Source organism: Sphingobium sp. LSP13-1-1.1, from assembly GCF_040676415.1.
Lineage (GTDB): Bacteria > Pseudomonadota > Alphaproteobacteria > Sphingomonadales > Sphingomonadaceae > Sphingobium.
This window is the reverse complement of sequence record NZ_JBEGHU010000045.1, coordinates 141,011-161,714: the sequence shown is the minus strand read 5'-3', so window position 1 is coordinate 161,714 and position 20,704 is coordinate 141,011. Positions and strand designations below refer to the sequence as shown.

At 64.4% G+C, this 20,704-nt stretch carries 13 protein-coding genes; 6 read left to right on the top strand and 7 right to left on the bottom strand.

Going from position 1 to position 20,704, the window contains the following annotated elements; all coding sequences use genetic code 11:
* Positions 1–19: 19 nt before the first annotated feature.
* The gene (locus MRBLSP13_RS17980; RefSeq protein WP_363737314.1) at positions 20–2,992 is read right to left on the bottom strand and encodes a TonB-dependent receptor plug domain-containing protein; all 2,973 of its coding nucleotides are present in this window, start codon (positions 2,990–2,992) and stop codon (positions 20–22) included.
* Between the two features lie 145 nt (positions 2,993–3,137).
* On the bottom strand, positions 3,138–6,227 hold the full coding sequence (locus tag MRBLSP13_RS17975) for a glycosyl hydrolase family 28-related protein (RefSeq protein WP_363737315.1): 3,090 nt from the start codon (positions 6,225–6,227) through the stop codon (positions 3,138–3,140).
* Positions 6,228–6,399: 172 nt separating this feature from the next.
* Here MRBLSP13_RS17975 and MRBLSP13_RS17970 point away from each other — a divergent pair, with 172 nt between their 5' ends.
* Positions 6,400–6,930, top strand: a complete 531-nt coding sequence (locus tag MRBLSP13_RS17970; RefSeq protein ID WP_414714730.1) for a gluconokinase — start codon at positions 6,400–6,402, stop codon at positions 6,928–6,930.
* 6 nt (positions 6,931–6,936) lie between these two features.
* On the opposite strand, the gene MRBLSP13_RS17965 is transcribed toward MRBLSP13_RS17970, so the two are convergent.
* Both MRBLSP13_RS17965 and MRBLSP13_RS17960 read right to left on the bottom strand, forming a co-directional pair.
* A complete protein-coding gene (locus MRBLSP13_RS17965; RefSeq protein WP_363737316.1) occupies positions 6,937–7,614 on the bottom strand; it encodes a FadR/GntR family transcriptional regulator in 678 nt (225 codons plus the stop codon).
* A gap of 40 nt (positions 7,615–7,654) precedes the next feature.
* Positions 7,655–9,004, bottom strand: a complete 1,350-nt coding sequence (locus tag MRBLSP13_RS17960) for a gluconate:H+ symporter (protein ID WP_363755910.1) — start codon at positions 9,002–9,004, stop codon at positions 7,655–7,657.
* A 312-nt stretch (positions 9,005–9,316) separates the two neighbouring features.
* Here MRBLSP13_RS17960 and MRBLSP13_RS17955 point away from each other — a divergent pair, with 312 nt between their 5' ends.
* The 3 genes from MRBLSP13_RS17955 (at position 9,317) to MRBLSP13_RS17945 (ending at position 11,856) form a co-directional block, all read left to right on the top strand.
* On the top strand, positions 9,317–9,613 hold the full coding sequence (locus MRBLSP13_RS17955; RefSeq protein ID WP_363737318.1) for a response regulator transcription factor: 297 nt from the start codon (positions 9,317–9,319) through the stop codon (positions 9,611–9,613).
* Between the two features lie 138 nt (positions 9,614–9,751).
* Positions 9,752–10,855 carry a Gfo/Idh/MocA family protein gene (locus MRBLSP13_RS17950; RefSeq protein ID WP_363755908.1) on the top strand — a complete coding sequence of 368 codons (1,104 nt, stop codon included), beginning with the start codon at positions 9,752–9,754 and terminating at the stop codon, positions 10,853–10,855.
* Positions 10,856–10,866: 11 nt separating this feature from the next.
* Positions 10,867–11,856: an SMP-30/gluconolactonase/LRE family protein gene (locus tag MRBLSP13_RS17945; RefSeq protein ID WP_363755906.1), complete on the top strand. Its 990-nt coding sequence runs from the start codon at positions 10,867–10,869 to the stop codon at positions 11,854–11,856.
* Between the two features lie 29 nt (positions 11,857–11,885).
* Here the strand turns inward: MRBLSP13_RS17945 and MRBLSP13_RS17940 are convergent, their stop codons facing one another.
* Positions 11,886–13,235 carry a cation:proton antiporter gene (locus MRBLSP13_RS17940; RefSeq protein ID WP_363755904.1) on the bottom strand — a complete coding sequence of 450 codons (1,350 nt, stop codon included), beginning with the start codon at positions 13,233–13,235 and terminating at the stop codon, positions 11,886–11,888.
* A gap of 263 nt (positions 13,236–13,498) precedes the next feature.
* On the bottom strand, positions 13,499–16,444 hold the full coding sequence (locus tag MRBLSP13_RS17935; RefSeq protein ID WP_363755902.1) for a TonB-dependent receptor plug domain-containing protein: 2,946 nt from the start codon (positions 16,442–16,444) through the stop codon (positions 13,499–13,501).
* Positions 16,445–16,734: 290 nt separating this feature from the next.
* On the opposite strand from MRBLSP13_RS17935, the gene MRBLSP13_RS17930 reads away from it, so the two are divergent.
* Both MRBLSP13_RS17930 and MRBLSP13_RS17925 read left to right on the top strand, forming a co-directional pair.
* Positions 16,735–17,979 (top strand): MFS transporter, encoded by a 1,245-nt coding sequence (locus MRBLSP13_RS17930; RefSeq protein WP_363737323.1) that lies wholly within the window; start codon positions 16,735–16,737, stop codon positions 17,977–17,979.
* Positions 17,976–19,610 carry a glycoside hydrolase family 43 protein gene (locus MRBLSP13_RS17925; RefSeq protein ID WP_363755900.1) on the top strand — a complete coding sequence of 545 codons (1,635 nt, stop codon included), beginning with the start codon at positions 17,976–17,978 and terminating at the stop codon, positions 19,608–19,610. The genes MRBLSP13_RS17930 and MRBLSP13_RS17925 overlap by 4 nt, the downstream gene beginning before the upstream one ends.
* Here MRBLSP13_RS17925 and MRBLSP13_RS17920 read toward each other — a convergent pair.
* A complete protein-coding gene (locus MRBLSP13_RS17920; RefSeq protein ID WP_363737325.1) occupies positions 19,574–20,617 on the bottom strand; it encodes a LacI family DNA-binding transcriptional regulator in 1,044 nt (347 codons plus the stop codon). The two genes, MRBLSP13_RS17925 and MRBLSP13_RS17920, sit on opposite strands and share 37 nt — an antisense overlap.
* Between the last annotated feature and the right edge of the window lie 87 nt (positions 20,618–20,704).

The following is a 20,704-nucleotide window of genomic DNA, read 5'->3' as shown; positions in this document are numbered from 1 at the left end:
TGGGGGAGAGAGTGGCAGGTCAGAAGTTGAAGCGAACCCCCGCGCGGTAGATGCGGCCCAGCGTGTCGTAGAGCGCGGGGTTGATGTCCAGCCCGGTGTTGGTCTGCGGAGCGGCCACCGGATCCTTGTCGAAGAGATTGTCCACCTTGCCGTAGATCGACAGATTGTCGCCGAATTTGAAGGTTGCGCCGATGTCGACGTAGAAGGCGCCCTTCATCCTGTTATAGTCGATGGTCGGGTGGTTGGCGGTCGAGGCCGGGCAGGACGACTGGCACACCACATATTGGTTGCCGAAGGTGCCGTCGCTGATCCAGCGTTCCTGCACCGTGAAGCTGAACCGGCCGCTGTCATAGGTCTGCACCGCCAGCCATTTCCAGTCCGGCGTCGCGCCGTTGTTGGCGCCTGCCTGATCGACCGGATCAACGCCCGCAATGCCCGCATTGACGATGAACTTGCGGATGTGCGTGCCCAGCGCCCGGATGGTGAAGGTGCCCGGCAGGCCCAGCGGCTGTTGCCACTGATAGCTTGCCTCTATGTCGAAGCCGCTGGTCTTCCAGGAGGCGAGGTTGAAGGGCTGGACATTGACGAAGTTGGTGCCCTGCGGCCCATCAAGCTGGAAACCGCCGCAAAAGGCCTGGTTGCCCTCGAAGCAGAAGCGGACGATCTGGTCCGCGGACAGGGAAGAGACGACGCCTTTCAGCTTGATATCATAATAGTCGAAGGACAGGCTGAGGCCCGGCAGCCAGGACGGCCGCGCGAGCACGATGCCCAGTTCGGTGTTGCGCGCCACTTCGGGCTTCAGATTGGTGTTGCCGATCGTGTTCTGGAACACCTGCACCGCCTGGTTGCGGAACGGGTCGTTGAAGTTGGGCAGCGTCGTCACCGTGGGCGCCGCGAACAGTTCCGACAGGTTCGGCGCGCGCACGTCCCGCGAGGTCACCGCGCGCAGGCGGATGCCGTCGAGCGGCGTGTCCCATGTGCCGCCGACCTTCCACGTCCAGACCGTGCCCGACGTGCTGTAGTTGGTGACGCGGGCCGCGCCGTTCAGGTTCGCGCGACCCATGGCGTCGCTGTTGATCAGCGGCAGGTCGACTTCGACATAGCCTTCCCACACTTCATATTTGCCGCGACCATTTTTGTAGTTGCCGGCTGCCCAGTTGCTGCCCAGCGTCGAGTTGAGCAGCGGGTCCGCGGGATATTCGGCGCTGTTCGGGCTGAGCGGCGATACGCCCGCGCCATAGGGATCGGCGTTCACGCGGTAGAATTCGCGGCGATATTCGCCGCCGAACGCGACCGAGACGGGTCCGGCCCACAGTTCGAAGGGGTTGCCCGAAAAGTTCAGGCTGGCGACGTCCTGCGTCAGCTTCGTATGCTGGAACGGTCCGTTCTCATGGGGCGCGACATAGGCGAGCGCGGCGTCCGACGGGGTGAAGCCGCCGAAGATGTTGATCGGCTGGCAACCGGCCGCCCGCGCCGCCGGATCGGCGCAGACGATGGCGCCGTTGAGCGTGATGGCGTTGGTCGCGGCGACATAGCGGTTCTGGAGGACGATATCGCGCACCCGGATGTCGGAGATGGTGATGCCATGTTCATAATAGGCGTCGTAATTCCAGTCCGTCCCGCCGACGCCGACCTTGCCCTTCAGGCCGCCGACGAAGCGATATTGCCTGCGGTCGGTATGGACATTGGGGTCCGGGAAGGCGCCGTTGCTGGAGCCGAAGCCGAATTCCGTGATGCCCGCCGTGGCGCAGCGGTCACGCACCAGTTGCGGCAGGAAGGGATTGGCGCACTGCACAGTCAGGCTGGGCCGGTTATAGCCGGGGCTTGGCTGGTTGCTGGTCTTCACCTGCGCGACATTGACCGTCACATAGGCTTCATTGTCGTCGGCAAAGTCGTAACCGATGCGGGTATAGCCATTGATGCGTTGCAGCGCCGATTTCAGCGAAGCGCCCGACCCCGGCGCACCCGACAGGTCCCCGCCCTCGCAAAAGCTGTTGCCGCGGAAGCAATTGCTGACCTGCCCATTGCCCAGGGGCTGGCCACCCGATCCATAGTTGAAATTATAGGGCATGCCGTTCCGGTCGAAGGCTATGCCCTGCAACGGGCCGTTGTTGATCAGGCCGTACAGCGCATATTGATAGGGCTGCGCATAATCGCGATAATTGAACTGCGGCAGGCCGTTATTGGCCTGGCCGGTGTTCATCAGCGTGGTCGCGCGGTACCAGTCGCGGCTGCCGGCAAGGTCCGTGCCGAAATTGCCGGCGCCCACGCCCCCTTCATGGTCATATTCGCCGCTCACCACGACATGCAGACGATCGTCGAGGAAGGATTTGCCCCAGGCCGCCTGCACCAGCGCGGTTTCATCGTCGCCATATTTCGTGATGCTGCCAAGGATATTGCCCTTGAAGCCTTCGAACCGGGTGTCGGTGATGAAGTTGACGACACCGCCGACCGCGTCGGAGCCATAGGAGGCGGAGGCGCCGCCCGTCACCACGTCGACGCGCTTCACCAGAAGCTGCGGGAACATGCTGATGTCGGGAACGCCGGTGACGTTCGCGCCGACGACGCGCTGGCCATCCAGCAGGGTCAGGGTGCGGATCGGCTGGAGGCCGCGCAGGGAGAAGGAGCTGAGGCCCTGCAGGCCGCTCGACGTGCTGAAGGTGCCGGTCGCCGCGCCGGTCGACCCCTGCAGCGAGGGGAGCTGCGCGATGGTGTTGAAGACATTGGGCTGCGCATTGTTGATGATCTGCTCCTCACCAATCACCGTGGTCGGCGTCGGCGCGTTGAAGCCGCTGGTGGTGATGCGCGATCCGGTGACGACAATGTCGGCGCTGCGGCGCGCGCCTGCATCTTCCGTCTGCGCCTGGGGCGCGGCTGCGGGGGCCGGGGGCGCTGCCGCGTCCTGGGCCTGCGCCATGCCGGCCAGCGCCATGCTGGCCATGACGGCCAGGCTGGCGCCCGTCAGATGTCGATGTGCGATCTTCACTTTCATGGATCCTTCCCTGCCTTCTGTCTATGTTATCTGTCCGCCTGTTGCCGGCTGACCGCGCCCCCGCCGGCGATCCTGCAAAGCTTATCCTCCGGCCCGTTCGACCGCACTTACGACATAGGTCGTAGGCAGGGTGGCACGGCGTTTTTCATGGCTTCGCGGCGTAAAGGGCGTGATGCGTCAGGATGAACAGCATGCGCTTGTCCCGCCCCCCGAACAGGATCTGCAAGGGACGATCCGGCACGTCGATCCGGCCGCTTTCCTGGCCGTCGGGGCCATAGACGAAGATCTGCCCGTTCGCGACATAGACGCGGCCCTGCCCGTCCACGGCCACGCTTTCCCCGCCGCGATTGGCGAAGCGATGAAGGTCGGTCAGCGCGCCGCCCGCGCCGACGGTGCCGCTGTAGGTCATGTTTTCCGATGCATTGGTGACGAACAGGCGATCGCCCGACTTGCCCGAAACGAAACCATAGGCGTTGAGGCTGTCGGACCAGCGCCAGCCCGTATGGTCGACCGGCCCCTGCTGCCAGGTGCGGAAGGCGGGCAGCGAGAGGCTGCCGTCGGGCGACAGATATTCCTGCGCCTTGGGCGTTCCGGCATCGCGCGCGAACATCTCCGCCAGCGTCGTGAACTGATTGGTCATGAAGTCGAACTGGTCGCGAAACTCGCCATTGTTCCACCAGTTGACGGGCAGCAAGGTTCTGGCCGCACCGCCGCTGCGCACCGGGGTGGGCTGGATCAGCGTCATGGCGTCCTTCGGCCCCGCCGGATCAAAGGAATAGACGCCCGCCTTCGATCCCAGGGAGGACAGCACCATCACATGGCCCGACGCGTCGATGGCGAGGTTCACAGGATCGAGCGCATGGTCGCGCACGATCTCCAGCCCCTTGTCCTCGCTCCAGCGGTGGATGCGCTGGAAACGGCGGTCGATGAAATAGAGTGCGCCCTGCGGGTCCACCGCGGCGCCGGAAATCGACCAGAAGCCGTCCTCCAGCTTCTCCACCTTCATCTTGCCGGGCGGCGTTGCGGGGATCGTGCTCCCCGCCGGGCCGATGTCCAGCCTGGCGAACTCCCTTTCCCGCACGAAGAGCTTGCGCGTCACATCCTCTATCGCATTGTCGAACGGATATTTGCTGGCGCGCAGGAAAGTGCCGCAGCCCTCCTCGTCACAGGTCGCATAGCCGCTTTCGGCGTTGATGTGGACGTTGCGGAAGCGGATGTCGCCCGAATTGGTGAGCTTCACCGCGCTTTCCTCCGGCGCATAGGTGCGCGTCACGCGATAGCCGTGATAATTGGCGAACAGCAGCTTGCTGGAATTGCGGATGTCGAGCGAGATGGCGTCTGGCCCGTCGCCCACTTCCTGCTCGGTCTGGGGCGCGAGAAATTCCCAATTGTGCACATTGTCGAGCACGAATTCATTGCGGGCGTGATGTTCGACCGACATTTCATAGACATGGCCGGACGTGCTGGTGTCGGTGACATAGAAGCCCGCCTGCGCGAAGCTGTTGGGGCTCCACACATCGACGAAGGTTCCGCCGCCCCCGTCCGTGACCCAGATGCTGGGATATTGCGCGTCCAGCCGGTCGTCCGTGACGGGATCGCCCGTGTGGACGCGCAGGGTGCCGAGCATCCTGCCGTCGGCCGTCGGCGTGCCGCCGCCGCCCATGATCTTGACGTCGTCCACCAGGCTGTTCGCACCCGATCGCCACAGCAGCGCGGAGGCGCGCGGGTTCACCCGGCCGGTGAAGAGGCCCAGGCCCGAGAGGATATTGTCGCCGCCTTTGGGACTTTCCAACAGGGGCAGCACTGCGCCCAGGCCGGCATGTCCGGGGTTGTTGTCCGGAATATAGAGCTGGGTAATCGCCGGATGCAGGCCGATCAGCACGCTGTCCGGGCGCAGTTTCAGCCGGTCGGTGACCTTGTAGAAGCCGGTCGGGAAATAGAGGATGGGGTGGCTGTCGATCGCCTTCTGGATCGCGGCGGTGTCGTCCGCCTTGCCGTCGCCCATCGCACCCAGCGTGCGGACATTGACCCATTGCGCCATTTCAGGAAGCGCGCGGATGGCGGGCGCGCGGGGCGCTGGCATGGCGGGCAGCGCCTCCACCTCCGCCTGCGTGCCGTACGCACCCATCTGGCCGAGCGCGGGCACGTCCAGACCGTAGGAGAAGGAGGTTACCTTATAGACTTTGCCCTTGCCGTTCACCGCCTGCCCGCTGTCGCGGAAGCGCGCGAAGACCGGGCTGTTTGCAGCGATCGCATTTTCGAAGCCGATCTGGGTGAAGACATTCTTCTCATTGGAAATGACCACACCCGCCTTCGATACATTTTCGAAGCGGACATCCTTGCCCCAGAGGCTGTCGCCATAACCCCGGTCGATATCGATCCCGACCGGCGTGTTGCGAATTGTGACGTTGACCAGCGTCAGGTCCACCTCATGTTCCCGGATGGCGGCGTCGCGCTGACCGTCAAAGGTGGAATCGAGCAGGGTGAACTGCCAGGCGGGCGAGGTCTTTTCCGTCACGATGCCATAACGGCCGCCCTGGAAATGCACATTGTCCATGACGTTGCCGGCCTGATAGACGCCCGCAAAGGCGGTGCCGAGGCGAAATTCCATATGGCTGAGGAAGGCGTGCTGCGCCATGCGAAAGCGAACGCCCGCGGCCGCCGGATTGCCCGGCGCGATCTCTATGTCGACATTGCTCATCGACGAATAGAAGGTGCCTGAATTGGCGTCGCGCACCACCTTTTCGCGCGGGACGATGGTGGGCACCGGCACGGGCACCTGGCCGACATTATACTGGTCGCCGCCGCCGAAGACGATCATGGTCGACACGCCCTGCTGGAACCCAGGCGTATTGGCGCCCAGCAGGATCACGGGGCGCGTCGGCCCCACGCCATAAACGCGCACGCCCGCCGGGATCACCAGCGTGCGCGTGATGCGATAGACGCCGGACGGCAGGAAAACGATGCCATGGCCGGTCTGGTCCCGCGCCCTGTCGAGCGCCTGCTGGATCGCGGCGCTGTCATCGGCACGGCCGTCGCCCTTCGCCCTGACGGTGACGGCATTGGGTTCGTCGGGAGCGATGGGGAAGAGCGATCGGCCGGCAGGGGATGCCTGTTTCGCCCGGACCTGTTCGACGTGGCCCTGTTCGGCGTGGTCCTGTTCGGCGTGCGCCTGTTCCGCCCCGGCCAGGGCCGTCGCCGCCAGCAGAGCCGCCATCATGGCCGGTCGGATCATCGCTCTCTCCCAAGATGGTTGTCGCCTCGATCCATGGCTAGAGCCAGTGGCGCGCCTTGGCACTTGCGACAAAGGTCGTAGTTTTCATCCCTCTGTCCGCAAAGCTATAGCAACAGCGACAAGGGGGCGGTCCGCCAGGGCGTGCCGCCGCCCGCCTGCTAGGGACGCCATTTTGCCTTCATCCGCCGATATTGCCCCTGCCCCGCCGCTCGTCGTCATCGTCATGGGCGTCAGCGGTTGCGGCAAGTCGACGCTGGGCGCGCTGCTGGCACAAACGCTCGGCTGCCCGTTCCTGGAAGGCGACGATTTCCATTCGGCCGATGCGGTGGAGAAGATGCGGGGCGGACGTGCCCTGACGGACGAGGACCGCTGGCCCTGGCTCGACCGGCTGGGACAGGCGGCAGCGGCAACCATGGCCGCGAACGGCGCAGTGGTCCTTGCCTGTTCGGCGCTGCGCAGAAGCTATCGCGATAGGCTGCGCGTCGGGATCGGGGCACCTGTCCGCTTCATCCTGCTGGAAAACAGCCGCGACCTGCTGCTGGCGCGCCTCGGCAACCGACCCGGCCATTATATGCCCGCCTGCCTGCTGGACAGCCAGCTCGCCACGCTGGAGCGGCCCTTGCCCGACGAAGGCGCGATGATCCTGATCTCCGACACGCCCGCCGAGGCGTTGCACGACATCGCGCTGGACTGGTTGCGCTGATCGCCCTTACGGCATCAGCCGGCGGCGTCCTTCCCACAAATGCCATCGCATGGCGAGGGCCGCACCCTCCGGATCCTGCGCGCGGATCGCGTCGACGATCAGTTCATGTTCGCGCAGCATGGTCGCGATAACCTCCGGCGGGCGCGAGCGGGAGATGTCGACGCCGGCCCGCATGATCTTCTCGACATCGCCATAGAGCGCATCGAAGGCGATCACGAAGGCGGGATTGCCGGTCGCTTCGGCAATGCGGCGATGCAGGTCCATGTCCTCCACATGGGCGGGCTCGCTCGACAAAAGGGCTTCGCGCAGCCGGACCAGGCCTTCATCGACATGCGCCATCTCCGCCGCGGTGCGGCGCGTCGCCGCCAGCCGAGCCGCCTCTGCCTCCAGCACGAAGCGCACCTCATAGCTGCCGAGCGTCGTCGGCAATTCGCTGAGCGGCATGAAGGCGGTCAGCCGCTCCGACGGGCGGCTCTTGACGAAGGAGCCGGCGCCTCGCCGCGCCTCGGTGATGCCGTCCGACGCCAGCCTGACCAAAGCCTCCCGCACGATGGCGCGGGACACGCCGAACATTTCCGCCAGTCGCGATTCGGAGGGCAGGCGTTCCCCGACCTCCAGACCCTCGGACTTGATGATCTCGACTATGCCGGCATAGACGTGATCGGAAAGTCGTACCTGCGTCATCGGGATGCCTGCATGTCTGCCCAAGTCATCGCTGCCCCCCTTATTGGAAGATACTGCTCGCCACGAGCACCAGAAGCAGGCCGACGACGGCGACGACCGTTTCCATGATCGACCAGGTCTTGAAAGTGCCGGGCATGTCGGTGCCAAGATAGCTTTTCACCAGCCAGAAGCCGGGATCGTTCACATGAGAGAAAAACAGTGACCCCGCCCCGATCGCGAGGACCATCCATTCGGGCGCGACGCCGGAGGCCGCGACCAGCCCCTGCATCACGCCCGCCGTGGTGATCGTCGCCACAGTGGCCGATCCGGTCGCCAGACGGATGCAGACGGACACGCCCCAGGCGAGCAGGATGGGCGAGATCGCCCCGCCCTGCGCCAGCCGCACCAGCATGTCGGAAAGTCCAGCCGTCACCAGCACCTGCTTCAACGCGCCGCCGGCGCCGATGGCCAGGATGATGCCGCCCGCCGGCGTCATCGCCTCCGTCCAGATGGCGTTCTGGATGCTCCGATCCGCGATGCGCCGTCCGAACAGCAGCGGCAATGCGGCCAGCACCGCCACGAGCAGCGCGACCACCGGGTCGCTGATCCAGCGCAGCCACTGGAACAGCGCCGCCATGTCCGGCGGCATCAGCGCGACCGCCTGCCCCGCCGCGATCAGCACGACCGGCAGCAGCACGGCGGTCAGCGCACGGCCCACGGAGGGCGTCGGGACATCCACCCGCACCGGATCGAGCAGCGGCGGGCTGAGCTTCACACCGGGCGCGGTGAAGCGCGCCAGCAACGGGCCGGCGATGATCGCGGTGGGAATGCCCACGATCAGGCCATAGACGAGCGTCAGGCCCAGATTGGCCCCCAGCGCATTCACCGCGAGCAATGGACCGGGATGCGGCGGCACCAGCGCATGGACCACCGAAAGTCCCGACAGGGCAGGCAGCATCAGGCGAAGCTTGGCCGTGTCGTTGTTCTGGCCATTGGGCAGGGCCGCCGCCGCCGATGCGACGATGGGCAGCAGAAGCACCAGCCCCGTTTCGAAGAAGAGCGGCAGGCCGATCACGATGGCGGTGAAGAGGCTGGCCCAAGGGGCGCCCCTGATGCCCGAAATGCGCAGCGCCCCGCGGGCAAGGCCCCCTGCGCCGTCGGACAATTGGAGCATGGCGCCAAGGCCAAGGCCCAGGGCCACGACAAGACCCGTGCCGCCCAGGATCGCGCCAGCGCCCTTTTCCACGGCCTTGGCGGTTTCCTCCATCGGCAGGCCCGCGAGCAGGCCGACCGTGAAGGCGCCGCAGAGCAGGCCGACAAATGGGTGCAGCCTGCCCCGGATGATCAGCGCAATAGACAAGGCTATGCCGACGATGGCTGACAATATCAGCCGGTAATCCGCCGGGCTCATGGCTTGCCCGCTCCAACCCTGGCGCGCGGCAGCGGCGGATTGGGAACCAGCGCCGCCATGACTGATGAAAACGCCATCCTCTCCCCTCACTTTACATGGCGATCCGGCTATATTGTGGTCAGCCGTTCCAGAAACCTGTTGGACAGGTCATAATCCCGATTTCACCGCAAAACCACAATCATGGGGTCGTATATCGCATTTTCCGCTTGAAGCTGTCTGACTGATTCCGATATGTTAGCGTTATCGAATCCGGTATTGCGGCCGTGCCGAAATCCGCGCCGCAGCAGGCCGGGCATAACAGGGAGAGAGAGGATGCACATCGCATTGGATCTGCATGAGAGCCTCGGTCATCAGGATCAAAGGCCCCAGGGCTTCAGGACCGCCGAACCACCTCCGCTTACCCCGACCCAGATGAAAGTGCTGCGCTGTGTCCATTCGGGCCTGCTGAACAAGCAGATCGCCTATGAGCTTGGCATGGCCGAAGCGACGGTCAAGGTCCACATGACGGCCCTGATGCGCAAGCTGAACGTTCGCAACCGGACCCAGGCCGCCATTGTTGCGCGCAATCTGGGTTGGCTTCGCCCTGCGCTAGGCCGCGCCAACGACTAGGACGGGGTTCGATCTGACTGGATCGGATCGTCGCCCCGGATTGCCCGTTGTCCCGCGATTTCCCGACCAGCGATCGGTTCAGCTTGCCGGGAAATCATTCTGAAAGTCCCTTCATCCTCCGAACATTGGGAGACCCGCATGGCGATCACTTCCCGTCGTGAAATTCTGGGCGGCCTTGGCGCCGGAATGGTTCTGGCCGGCATGGGCACGCATGCGAACGCCGCACCGGCGCGCAAGATCGGCTATGCCGTGGTCGGGCTCGGTTCCTACGCCACGCGCCAGATCATGCCGAACTTCGCCGGTTGCGAGCAGGCCCGGCTGGTGGCGCTGGTGAGCGGCACGCCTGCCAAGCTCGACCAATATGGGACGCAATATGGCATCCCGAAGACCCATCGATACAGCTATGCCGACTTCGACCGCATTCGCGACAATCCGGATATCGACGTCGTCTATGTGGTGCTGCCCAACAGCATGCATGCCGAATACAGCATTCGCGCCGCACAGGCGGGCAAGCATGTGATGTGCGAAAAGCCGATGGCGGTTTCCGTCGCGGAGTGCGAGGCGATGATCGCCGCCTGCCGCAAGGCCGGAACCAAGTTGATGATCGGCTATCGCTCGCGCTTCGAACCCTATAACCGCCTGGCCATCGAACTGGCGCGCAGTGGTCATGTCGGCCCTACCCGCCTGATCACGGCCGAACATGGCTTTCCGGCCGGGCCGAACCAGTGGCGGCTCGACCGGCCGCTGTCGGGCGGCGGATCCATGATGGACATCGGCATCTACAGCCTGAACGCGGCCCGATACCTGACCGGGGAAGAGCCGGTTTCGGTCAGCGCGGTCGAGTCGACTGACCGATCCGACCCCCGGTTCAGGACGGTCGAGGACCGGATCAGCTTCCTGTTGCGCTTTCCGTCGGGCATCGTCGCCAACTGCATCTCCAGCTACAGTTCCTCGCACAACAGCTATCGCGTCATCGGCGCGCAGGGCTGGATCGATATGGAACCGGCGACACCCTATGAAGGGCACAGGATGACGATTCGCAAGGACGGCGTCTCGACCCCGCGCACGCTGCCGGCGGCTGCCAAAAACCAGTTTGCCGGGCAACTGGACCATATGGCCGAATGCATCGTCAATGGCACGACCCCGATCGTTCCAGGCGAGGAGGGCCTGGCCGACATGCGCGTCATCGAGGCGATTTACCGTTCAGCCGCCGAGCGGCGGGAAGTCGCCGTAAAGGCATGATCGCGCGCCGAATGGTCCTGGCCGGTCTGGCAAGCCTGTCGGCCGGCGCCCGCCTGAACGCGGCCGCCCCTTCCGCGATCGGCTCGATCACCTGGCTCGATCCCGGTCTGGACCGGATCGTTGCGCCATCGGCCGTGGTGACCGTCCTTGGCAGAGGTTATAAATGGGCCGAGGGTCCGGTCTGGGTGCAGCGGGACAATTGCCTGCTGTTCAACGATCCACCTTCCAACATGCTGTATCGCTGGCGGGCGAAGGATGGGGTGCATCCCTTCCTGTCTCCGTCCGGGCTGCAGAGCGCCGTTCCGCCGGGCATAAGGGAGCCGGGCGTCAACGGCATGGCGATCGATTCCTCGGGTGCGCTGATCGCCGCCGACAGCGGCACGCGTGCGATCGTGCGGATCGACCTGCGCACGCGCGCCCGGACCATCTTGGTCGATCGGTTCCAGGGCAAGCGGTTCAACAGTCCCAATGACCTGTGCATCGCGCCGTCGGGCATGATCTATTTCACGGACCCCCCCTATGGGCTGACGGATGGCGACGCATCTTCGCTGCGCGAACTGGAGCATTGCGGCCTTTATGCGCTGAGCCCGGACGGTAGGCTGTCGTTGCTAGACGGCAGCCAGCGTCGGCCCAATGGCGTCGCGACCACCCCTGACGGCAGGACGCTTTATCTTGCACTGTCGGATGAACGGCAGCCGGAAATATTGGCCTATGCGCTGGACGAGCGCGGCTTTCCCACGGGTCGGCGCCTGTTCCACGACATGCGCGCCCAGCAGGAGAAAGGCCTGCCTGGCCTGCCCGACGGCATCAAGCTGTCCAGGCATGGAAATATATTCGCGACGGGTCCGGGGGGCGTTCATATACTGACGCCGGACGGCCGGGCGCTGGGCATGGTCGGGACGGGCAAGGCGGTGGCCAATTGCGCGCTGGACAGCGCCGAGCGGCGACTGTTCCTCACATCCTCCGACATGCTGGCGGTTGTGCCGATCCGTTCGGCTTGAGCGGCCGATCAGGCGACCCGACCGGGAGATCAGGTCGCGGCGCCGAGCCTGCCCAACTCTCCATCGGCGCGTGCCCGCCTTCCATAGAATATCTCGAAGAGCGGTCCCGCCATCATGGTGGTGACGATAGCCATCAATACGAGCATGGAGAACAGGGCCGGTTGGATAATGCCCTTCTGAATGCCGATATTGATGATGATCAGTTCCATCAGTCCACGGGAATTCATCAGCGCGCCTATCCCCAGCGCGGTCCGATTATCCTCGCCCGACAGGCGCGCCGCCGCATAGCAGGCGCCGAACTTGGCGAGGATGGAGGCGACCAATATGCCCAGGGCGATGAGCAGGAAAGACAGGGAATTCACCATGTCGAGCCGCGTGTTCAACCCGGAATAGGTGAAGAACATCGGCAGCAATATGACGACGGCAAGCGGTTCGACCTTCTTTTTCAGCTCTTCCACGAACAGCCCGCGCGGCATGAACACGCCCAGGATGAAGCCGCCGAATATGCCGTGAATGCCGATTGCGTCCATGATGAAGGCAGACAGGCAGAAGAGCGCCAGCGTGATCGCCAGCACGGTCATGCTCATTTCGCCCCGCGCTTCCACCGCGCGCCCGAGCGGCGCGAGCAGGCGTCGCCCGAACAGCAGCAGGAAGCTGACATAGAGGAAGGCGCCGACGATCGCGAGAATGGCAACGCCGCTGCCACCGCCGAACAGGGCGAGGACGATAGCCAGCACGCACCAGGACGCCGCGTCATCAAATGCTCCGGCGGTCAATGAGAGCGTGCCGAGCGGGCTGTCGGCCAAGCCCCGTTCGTTGATGATCCGGGCGAGCATCGGAAAAGCCGTGAGCGCAATGCAGGCACCCATGAAGAGCGTCGCGCTGCCCTGGCCAATGCCCTCAGCGAAGAGGCCGGGCATGGTGACAAGCCAGGGCGTGATCAGGATGGCGATGACGAAAGGCGCGAACAGTCCCGCCGCCGACACCATCGCGGCATTCCGCGCCTTGGACTGGAAATGATCCAGGCGCAGGGTCAGGCCGACAAGGAACATATAGAGCGCGACGCCGAATTGCGCGCCGGCATAAAGCACATTGTTGGTTTCCCGGGGGAAGACCATCGCCTGCAGGTCGGGCGCGACAAGGCCGAACAGCGAGGGGCCCAGGATCACGCCGGCGATCATTTCGCCCACCACCTGGGGCTGCGCCAGATATTTGTGGCAGAACCAGCCCACCCCCCTGCAGGCAAGGACGATGAGCGCGAGTTGCAGGAAGAAATGAATGCTGTAGTCGCCGGGAACGAAGCTCATCAGTTTCGCGCCTACCGGCGGCCCGTGAGGCGCCAATATGTTCGCCAGCGACGGAAAAATCTCCCCAGCCATCTCCACCCTCTCCTCTTATTGTTGGGAGCGCTACCACATATTGCGGGCGGAAGAAAGGGTTTGTGCCCGGCCGGCCCCTGCGCAAATCGCTGGATGCCGCGGGAAGAGGGAGGAGAGGCCTAAGGCAGGGCGGGGGAGGGGGAAACCGCCGCTGCCATGGTCCGGACAAGGCCCGGACGCAAACCTCTCCCCAGTTCAGCGTCATGCCGTCTGGCGCGCTTCGTCGCGCACGGCATGGTCTTTTCGTGCTGCCTGGAAATCGCCTAGAAGCGGAAACGTACGCCCGCCCGATACATGCGCCCGACCACATCGTAGAGCGCGGGATTGACGAAGAATGGGGATTTGGCCGGGTCACGATCGAACAGATTGTCGACCTTGAAATAGGCCGTCACCTGCGGCGTGACATTATAGGTGCCACCAATGTCCATGTAGAAGGCGCCGGGCATGAAGTTCTGGTCGATGGTCGGATGATTGTTGGTGGATGCGGGGCAGGTGCCCGGTTGGCAAACCACATATTGATGGCCCAGCACACCATCACTGAACCAGCGTTCCTGGACCATGAACGAGAATTTCTCATTCTCGTAGCTCTGGATCGCCAGGAATTTCCAGTCGGGCGTGTTGCCGGTATTGACGCCCGCGCTGTCGACCGGGATCGTACCGATCAGGCCGGAGTCCGTCACGAACTTGCGGACATGCGTCGCCAGGCCGCGCAGCGTCAGGGTGCCCGGCAGTCCCAGAGGCTGGCGCCACTGGTAGCTCGCCTCTATGTCGAACCCGCTGGTGTCGATCGACGCCAGGTTGAACGCCTGTACGTTGATGAAGTTCGGCCCCTGCTGGTTGTTCAGATTGAACGCGCTGCAGGTTTCGGGACGGACATTCTGGAAGCAGAGGTTGACGATGTCGCCCGCGCCCAGGCTGGAGATGACGTCCTTGATCTTGATCTTGTAATAATCGACGGAGACGCTGAGGCCCGGCAGCCATGATGCACCGGAAAAGGCGATGCCCGCCGTCGTGTTGCGCGCGGTTTCCGGACGCAGGTTGGGGTTGCCGATGCTGTTCTGGATCGCCAGCACGTTGACGCCCCGGAACGGGTCGAAGAAATTGGGCAATGTCGTGGTGACGGGCGCGGCGAACAGTTCCGATAGGTTGGGCGCGCGAACGTCCTTGGACGTCACGCCCCGCAGGCGGAAGCCCTCGACCGGCAGGTTCCAGGTGCCGCCGACCTTCCACGCCCAGATGGTGCCGGACGTGCTGTAGTCGGTCACGCGCACCGCGCCGTTGATATTGGCGCGACCAAGCGCGTCGCTGTTGATGACCGGCAGGTCGGCTTCGAAAAAGGCTTCCTTCACGCCATAGGCGCCGCCGCCGCTCTTGTAATTGCCGGCATACCAGTTGTTGCCCCCCGGCAGCAGCGTAGGATCGAACGGGTAATCGGGTTCGTTCGGCTGGAAATTGGTGCCGACGCCATAGGGATCGGCCCTCACGCGATAGAATTCGTGGCGATATTCGCCGCCGAACGCGATCGACAGCGGCCCGGCCCACAGTTCCACCGGCGAGCCGGAGATGTTGATGCTGACCACGTCCTGCGTCTGGCGGGTCCACTGATAGGGTCCGTTCTCCGGCATGATATAGGCAAGGGCCCCCGCCGACGGGTTGCCGCCGAAGATGTTGAGCGGCTGGCATCCGTTCGCCCGCGCCGCCGCGCTGGCGCACACCACCGCGCCGTTCAGCGTGGTCGCGTTGATCGCGTCGTTGAAACGGTTGGTGAGCAGGATGTTCGAGACATCGACGTCGGTATAGTTCGTGCCGTGCTCATAATAATTGTCGTAGGACCATTCGGTGCCGAGGAAGTCGAACTGACCCTTGGCGCCGATCACCGCGCGATATTGGCGGCGGTCGGTGTTGACCTGCGTATTGCCGAGCGAGGCGTTGCTGGTGCCGTAGCCGAAGCTGGTGATGCCCGCAGTGGCACATGCAGCGGCGATCGACGCGGGTACGAACGGGTTGGAACATTGAATGGTCAGGCCCGGACGGTTCATGCCGCCCACCGGCTGGTTCTGCGTCTTCACCTGACCGAAGTTGAAGGTGAAGTAGAGTTCGTTTTTATCGGCAAAGTCAAAGCCGAGACGGGTATAAGTGTTGATCCGTTCTATCGACGACTGGAGCGAACGGCCCGCGTCGACATTGCCCGACAGGTCTCCGCCAAGACAGAATCCGGGGAAGCAACCGCGCACGTTGGTCGTGCCGTCCCGCGCGGGAACCCCGTTCGATCCATAGTTGAACTGGAACGGGCTTCCGTTCTGGTCGAACGCCGTGCCCTGCAGCGGACCGGAAGTGATGAGACCATATTTGGTGTAATTATAGGCCTGCGCATAATCGCGCAGCACATAGCGCGGCGATCCGTCATTGGTGATGCCGCGGTCGATCAGGCTGGTCTGCTTGAACCAGTCGCGGCCGCCAGCCAGGCCGATGCCCCATTCGCCGCCCCCTACGCCATCTTCATTGGCATATTCGCCGCTGACCACCAGATGCGCGCGATCGTCCAGGAAGCTGGTGCCGGCCGCAAGCTGGACCAGCACCTGTTGATTGTCGTCATATTTGCTGATGCCACCCTGGATATTGCCCTTCAGCCCCTTGAAACGGGTGTCGGTGATGAAGTTGACGACGCCGCCCACGGCATCCGACCCGTAGGACGCGGACGCGCCACCGTTCACCACGTCCACTCGCTGGATCAGCAATTGCGGAAACAGGCTGACATCGGGAACACCGGTTACGTTCGCGCCGACAACCCGCTGGCCATCGATCAGCGTCAGGGTACGGATCGCGCCCACGCCACGCAGCGAGAAGGAACTCAGGCCCTGTTGGCCGCTTGACGTGCTGAAAGTGTTGACCGTGGTGCCGCTCGACCCCTGGAGGGACGGCAACTGGGCGATGGTGGTGAAGATGTTCGGCTGCGCATTGGCCTGGATCGAGCCTTCGTCGATCACGGTCGTGGGCGTCGGCGCGGTATAGCCGCTGGCCTTGATGCGTGATCCGGTCACGACGATGTCCGACGTGCTGGCACGCTCTTCACCGCCTTGAGGCGCCGAATCCTGAGCCGTCGCCTGCGCGAAAGCGGGCGCATGGACAAGGCCGACACTGAGCGCCGCCATGCTTGCCACTGCGCAACCCGCGCGCATCAGGCTATGCTTGAACTGGAAATCCGACATCCTGCTCTCCCCAATATTATGATGCTTTGCATCTGAATGTGGGGCAGCCGCCCCGACGCCACACCTTTCCGTCTGACGATAACAATGAATCGACGGTTTTTTAGTTAGCGCTAACAATCCCTATTGATTGGAGCGGGATTATTGTCAATACTCCTACAAGATTATTGGGAGGGGACGTTGCTTTCGAACCACAAATGCCCACATCGCGCGATGTGGCCAGACGATGGCCGTCCGGCTCTCCACGCCCGAAAACGGCGGCAGCTCCTTGCTTCGCGGGAGAGCGGGGCGCCATGCTGACCCTGGCCGGCAAGTTCCGCTGGACGATCATCGGCCTGTTTGTGGGCGCGATGGTCATCAACTATCTCTCGCGCTCCGTGCTCGGCGTCGCCGCGCCCGTGATCCTGGCCGAGCAGAAGATCAGCAACATCGAATATGGCTGGATCACCGGCGCCTTCCAATTGGGCGTGATGCTCCAGCCGGCCGCCGGCTATTTCCTCGACAGCGTGGGGCTGCGCGTGGGCTTTGCCCTGTGCGTCGCGCTCTGGTCGCTCATCACCATGGCGCATGGCCTGGTGAATGGCTGGTTCGGCTTCGCCGCGCTACGTGGACTGCTGGGCCTTGCGGAAGGATCGGCCCAGCCGGCCGGCCAGAAGCTGGTGGCGGAATGGTTCCCGTCCAGGGAACGCGGCGCCGCGGGTGGCATCTACAATATCGGTGCTTCCTTCGGCGCGGTCTTCGCTCCGCCGCTCGTTGCCTGGGCCGTAATGGTGCATAGCTGGCGGCTGGCCTTCGTCGTCGCGGGCGGCATCGGCCTTATCTGGTCGGTCCTCTGGTTCCTCAATTACAACAGCCCGGCGCGGCATCGCCGCCTGGGCCAGGCGGAACGCGACTATATATTGAACAACCAGGAAGTGCGCCTGGCCGCTCGCGCGGAACGGCCCTCGGTGCTGGCCCTCGCGCGGCGGCGCGACCTCTGGGGCATAGCGCTCCCCCGCCTGCTGGCCGATCCGGTCTGGGGCATGCTCTCCTTCTGGATGCCGCTCTATCTCGCCCGCGTGCGCGGCTTCGATCTGGGGCAGATCGCGCTATTCGCCTGGCTTCCCTTCCTGGCCGCGGACCTTGGATGCCTGTTCGGCCCGGCCGTCGTCGCCTTTCTCCAGCGTAAGGGGATCGACCTTATCGATGCGCGCCGCGCGGCCTTTACGCTGGGCGCCGTGCTGATGACCGGCATGGCCTTTGTCGGACTTGCCACCAATCCCTATGCCGCGATCGCGCTGCTTTGCCTGGGCGGCTTTGCCCATCAGACCCTGTCCGTGACGGTCATCACCATGGCGTCCGATCTGTTCGCCAAAAATGAGGTGGCGACCGCCGCCGGCATGGCGGGCCTGGCGGGTAATCTGGGCGTGCTGATCTTTTCCCTCTCTCTGGGGCAGATGGTCGACCGGGTCGGCTATGAACCCTTCTTCATCCTTCTCGGCGTGCTCGATCTGGTCGGCGCCGCCCTTTTGTGGACGCTGGTGCGCAAACCTCGATGACAAACATTTCCAACCCGATTTTGCGGGGTTTCAATCCTGATCCGTCGATCGTGCGCGTGGGCGACGATTTCTACATCGCGACATCCACCTTCGAATGGTATCCGGGGGTGCAGATCCACCACAGCCGCGATCTGGTGAACTGGCGGCTCGTCGCCCGCCCGCTCGATCGCGCCGCGCAACTCGACATGCGCGGCGATCCCGATGGCTGCGGCGTTTGGGCTCCGGATCTCAGCCATGCGGACGGCCGCTTCTGGCTGGTCTACACCGACGTCAAGCGGTACGGGGCCACCACGGTCCAGGGAGCGAAGGGCATGTCGCTGCGCGACTTCCCCAATTATCTCGTCACCTGCGAGACGGTCGATGGTCAATGGTCGGACGCGGCGCACCTCAACAGCAGCGGTTTCGACCCGGCGCTGTTCCATGACGATGACGGGCGCAGCTGGATGCTCAACATGCTGTGGGACCACCGCCCCGGCCATGGCCGGTTCGCCGGAATCCAGGCGCAGGAGCTGGACCGCGCGACGCAGAAACTGGTCGGCGAACCGACGCTGATCTTCAAGGGTACGGAGCGCGGCTTTACCGAAGGGCCGCATATCTACAAGCGGGGCGGCTTCTATCATCTGCTTGTCGCCGAAGGGGGCACTGGCTGGGACCATGCCGTCGTCATGGCCCGCTCGCGCGACCTGCTCGGCCCCTATGACGTGCATCCGGATGGAGCCGTGCTGACCAGCGCGGGCCGCAGGGACGCGCCCATCACCCGTGCCGGCCATGGCGATCTGGTGGAACTGGCGGACGGCAGCCCCTGGCTCGCCTATCTATGCGGCCGGCCATTGCCGGGACGCGAACGCTGCATCATGGGGCGCGAGACCGCGATACAGCCGATGCGATGGGGCGAGGACGGGTGGCTGCGCACCATTGCGGGCGACGCGCAGCCCGACGAAACGCCGCCGGCGCCGGATCTGCCGCACGCCCCATGGAATATCGAGGCCTGGGACGGCCGCTTTGACCTTCCCCATCTGCCAAAAGATCTGCAATGGCTGCGCAGCCCCGCCCCGGAACGGCTGTTCAGCTTGACCGCGCGGCCCGGCTTCCTGCGGCTTTACGGCCGCGAAACCGTTGGCAGCCTGTTCGAACAGGCGCTGGTGGCCCGGCGGCAAACCGCCTTCCGCTTTACCGCGACGACCACACTCTCCTTCGAACCCCAGGGGTTCCAGCAGGCGGCGGGCCTGATTCATTATTATAACAGCACCAAATTCTACTATCTGTGCGTCAGCGCGGAGGGAGGCCGGCGGCAGCTTCAGCTTCTTTCCGCGTCACCGGAAAATCCGGAGGGCAACAGATTCGACGTCGCCGTTGATCGGCTGCCCGACGGCGCGATCGATCTGCGCGCCGATGTGGATGGCGACCGGCTGACCTTCGCCTGGCGGGCCAATGGAGAGGTGGGGTGGCATATCCTTCCGGATGTCCATGACGCCAGCATCCTGTCGGACGAAGTCACCCATCCCGGACTGCCGAATTTCACCGGCGCCTTCATCGGCCTGGCCTGTCAGGATCTGTCGGGGCAGGCCCATCCAGCGGATTTCGCCAACTTCGTCTATGTGGAGGAAGAATTCGGCGCTCCGGTGGACTGACGCTCCACGATCCGATGCTCCAAAATCCTTTCACGTGGAACGCGGGAACGACGGGGCCCCGCCGCGATTTCCGCGACCAACAGGCTCAGAGCCTCCGCCGCCAATGCGCGCACCGGCTGGTGCACGGTCGTCAGCGGCGGCCACAGCGTCTGGGCGGCGGTCGTATCGTCGAACCCCACGACGGTCAGTTCCGCCGGAACGTCGAGATGGCGACGGTGCGCCACGGATACCACGGCGGCCGCCATGTCGTCATTGCTCGCGAAGATCGCCGTGGGCGGTTTGTCCGCGCCCAACAACTGCTCCGCCGCGGCGAGGCCGGACATATAGGTGAAATCGCCCTGGGCGACCTGCACCTCCACCCCGCCTCGCTCCCGAACGGCGGCGTAGAAACCGGCCATGCGTTCGGCGCTCGCCGCCTGATCGGGATTGCCAAGGATGAACCCGAGACGGCGATGCCCCTTGTCCAGCAGCAGCCCGGTCATCTGATAGGCGGCCGCCCGATCGTCGATCCGCACGCAAATCGTCTCTGGCGACTGATAGGCGCCCACCGCCGCCATGACGCAATCCCTGTTCCGCAGGACGCGGAGCAACTCCGGCGCTTCGCCCAGCGGCGGCGCGAGCAGCACGCCGCTGATCCCCGAATCGATCCAGTCCTCCAGCGCGGTGCCGGACGGAGCCCGACCCCCTTCCCCCTTGAGCAGCACCAGCCGCGCGCTGCGGGCGGACGCCTCCTCGAATACCCCGGTCAGGAATTCGCTCATGAACGCGGCGCTGGGATTGGAGTAGATGACGCCGATCCTCAGTTCGCTGGACGTCACCAGGCTGCGGGCCGCGACGTTCGGGGTGTAGGAAAGCGCCTTGATCGCTTCTTCCACCACGGCGCGTGCCTGGGCGCTGACGCCCGCGCGCCCGTTGATGACGCGCGACACCGTCATGGACGACACGCCTGCCCGCGCCGCCACATCGACGATCGTCGCCCCGCGCGCCGGACGCTCCAGTCTCGCCATGTCCACCCCCAAGTCTTCGCCAAACCCGCAAATGATCTAAGCCAAGGATCGCCTTCGGCAAAGGGGCAAAGAGGCAGGTACCGGCAC

Bases quoted from the DNA above. Each gene is read 5' to 3' on its own strand.
- MRBLSP13_RS17980 (WP_363737314.1), bottom strand. From the start codon at position 2,992: ATGAAAGTGAAGATCGCACATCGACATCTGACGGGCGCCAGCCTGGCC.
- MRBLSP13_RS17975 (WP_363737315.1), bottom strand. From the start codon at position 6,227: ATGATCCGACCGGCCATGATGGCGGCTCTGCTGGCGGCGACGGCCCTG.
- MRBLSP13_RS17965 (WP_363737316.1), bottom strand. From the start codon at position 7,614: ATGACGCAGGTACGACTTTCCGATCACGTCTATGCCGGCATAGTCGAG.
- MRBLSP13_RS17960 (WP_363755910.1), bottom strand. From the start codon at position 9,004: ATGAGCCCGGCGGATTACCGGCTGATATTGTCAGCCATCGTCGGCATA.
- MRBLSP13_RS17955 (WP_363737318.1), top strand. From the start codon at position 9,317: ATGCACATCGCATTGGATCTGCATGAGAGCCTCGGTCATCAGGATCAA.
- MRBLSP13_RS17950 (WP_363755908.1), top strand. From the start codon at position 9,752: ATGGCGATCACTTCCCGTCGTGAAATTCTGGGCGGCCTTGGCGCCGGA.
- MRBLSP13_RS17945 (WP_363755906.1), top strand. From the start codon at position 10,867: ATGGTCCTGGCCGGTCTGGCAAGCCTGTCGGCCGGCGCCCGCCTGAAC.
- MRBLSP13_RS17940 (WP_363755904.1), bottom strand. From the start codon at position 13,235: ATGGCTGGGGAGATTTTTCCGTCGCTGGCGAACATATTGGCGCCTCAC.
- MRBLSP13_RS17935 (WP_363755902.1), bottom strand. From the start codon at position 16,444: ATGTCGGATTTCCAGTTCAAGCATAGCCTGATGCGCGCGGGTTGCGCA.
- MRBLSP13_RS17930 (WP_363737323.1), top strand. From the start codon at position 16,735: ATGCTGACCCTGGCCGGCAAGTTCCGCTGGACGATCATCGGCCTGTTT.
- MRBLSP13_RS17925 (WP_363755900.1), top strand. From the start codon at position 17,976: ATGACAAACATTTCCAACCCGATTTTGCGGGGTTTCAATCCTGATCCG.
- MRBLSP13_RS17920 (WP_363737325.1), bottom strand. From the start codon at position 20,617: ATGGCGAGACTGGAGCGTCCGGCGCGCGGGGCGACGATCGTCGATGTG.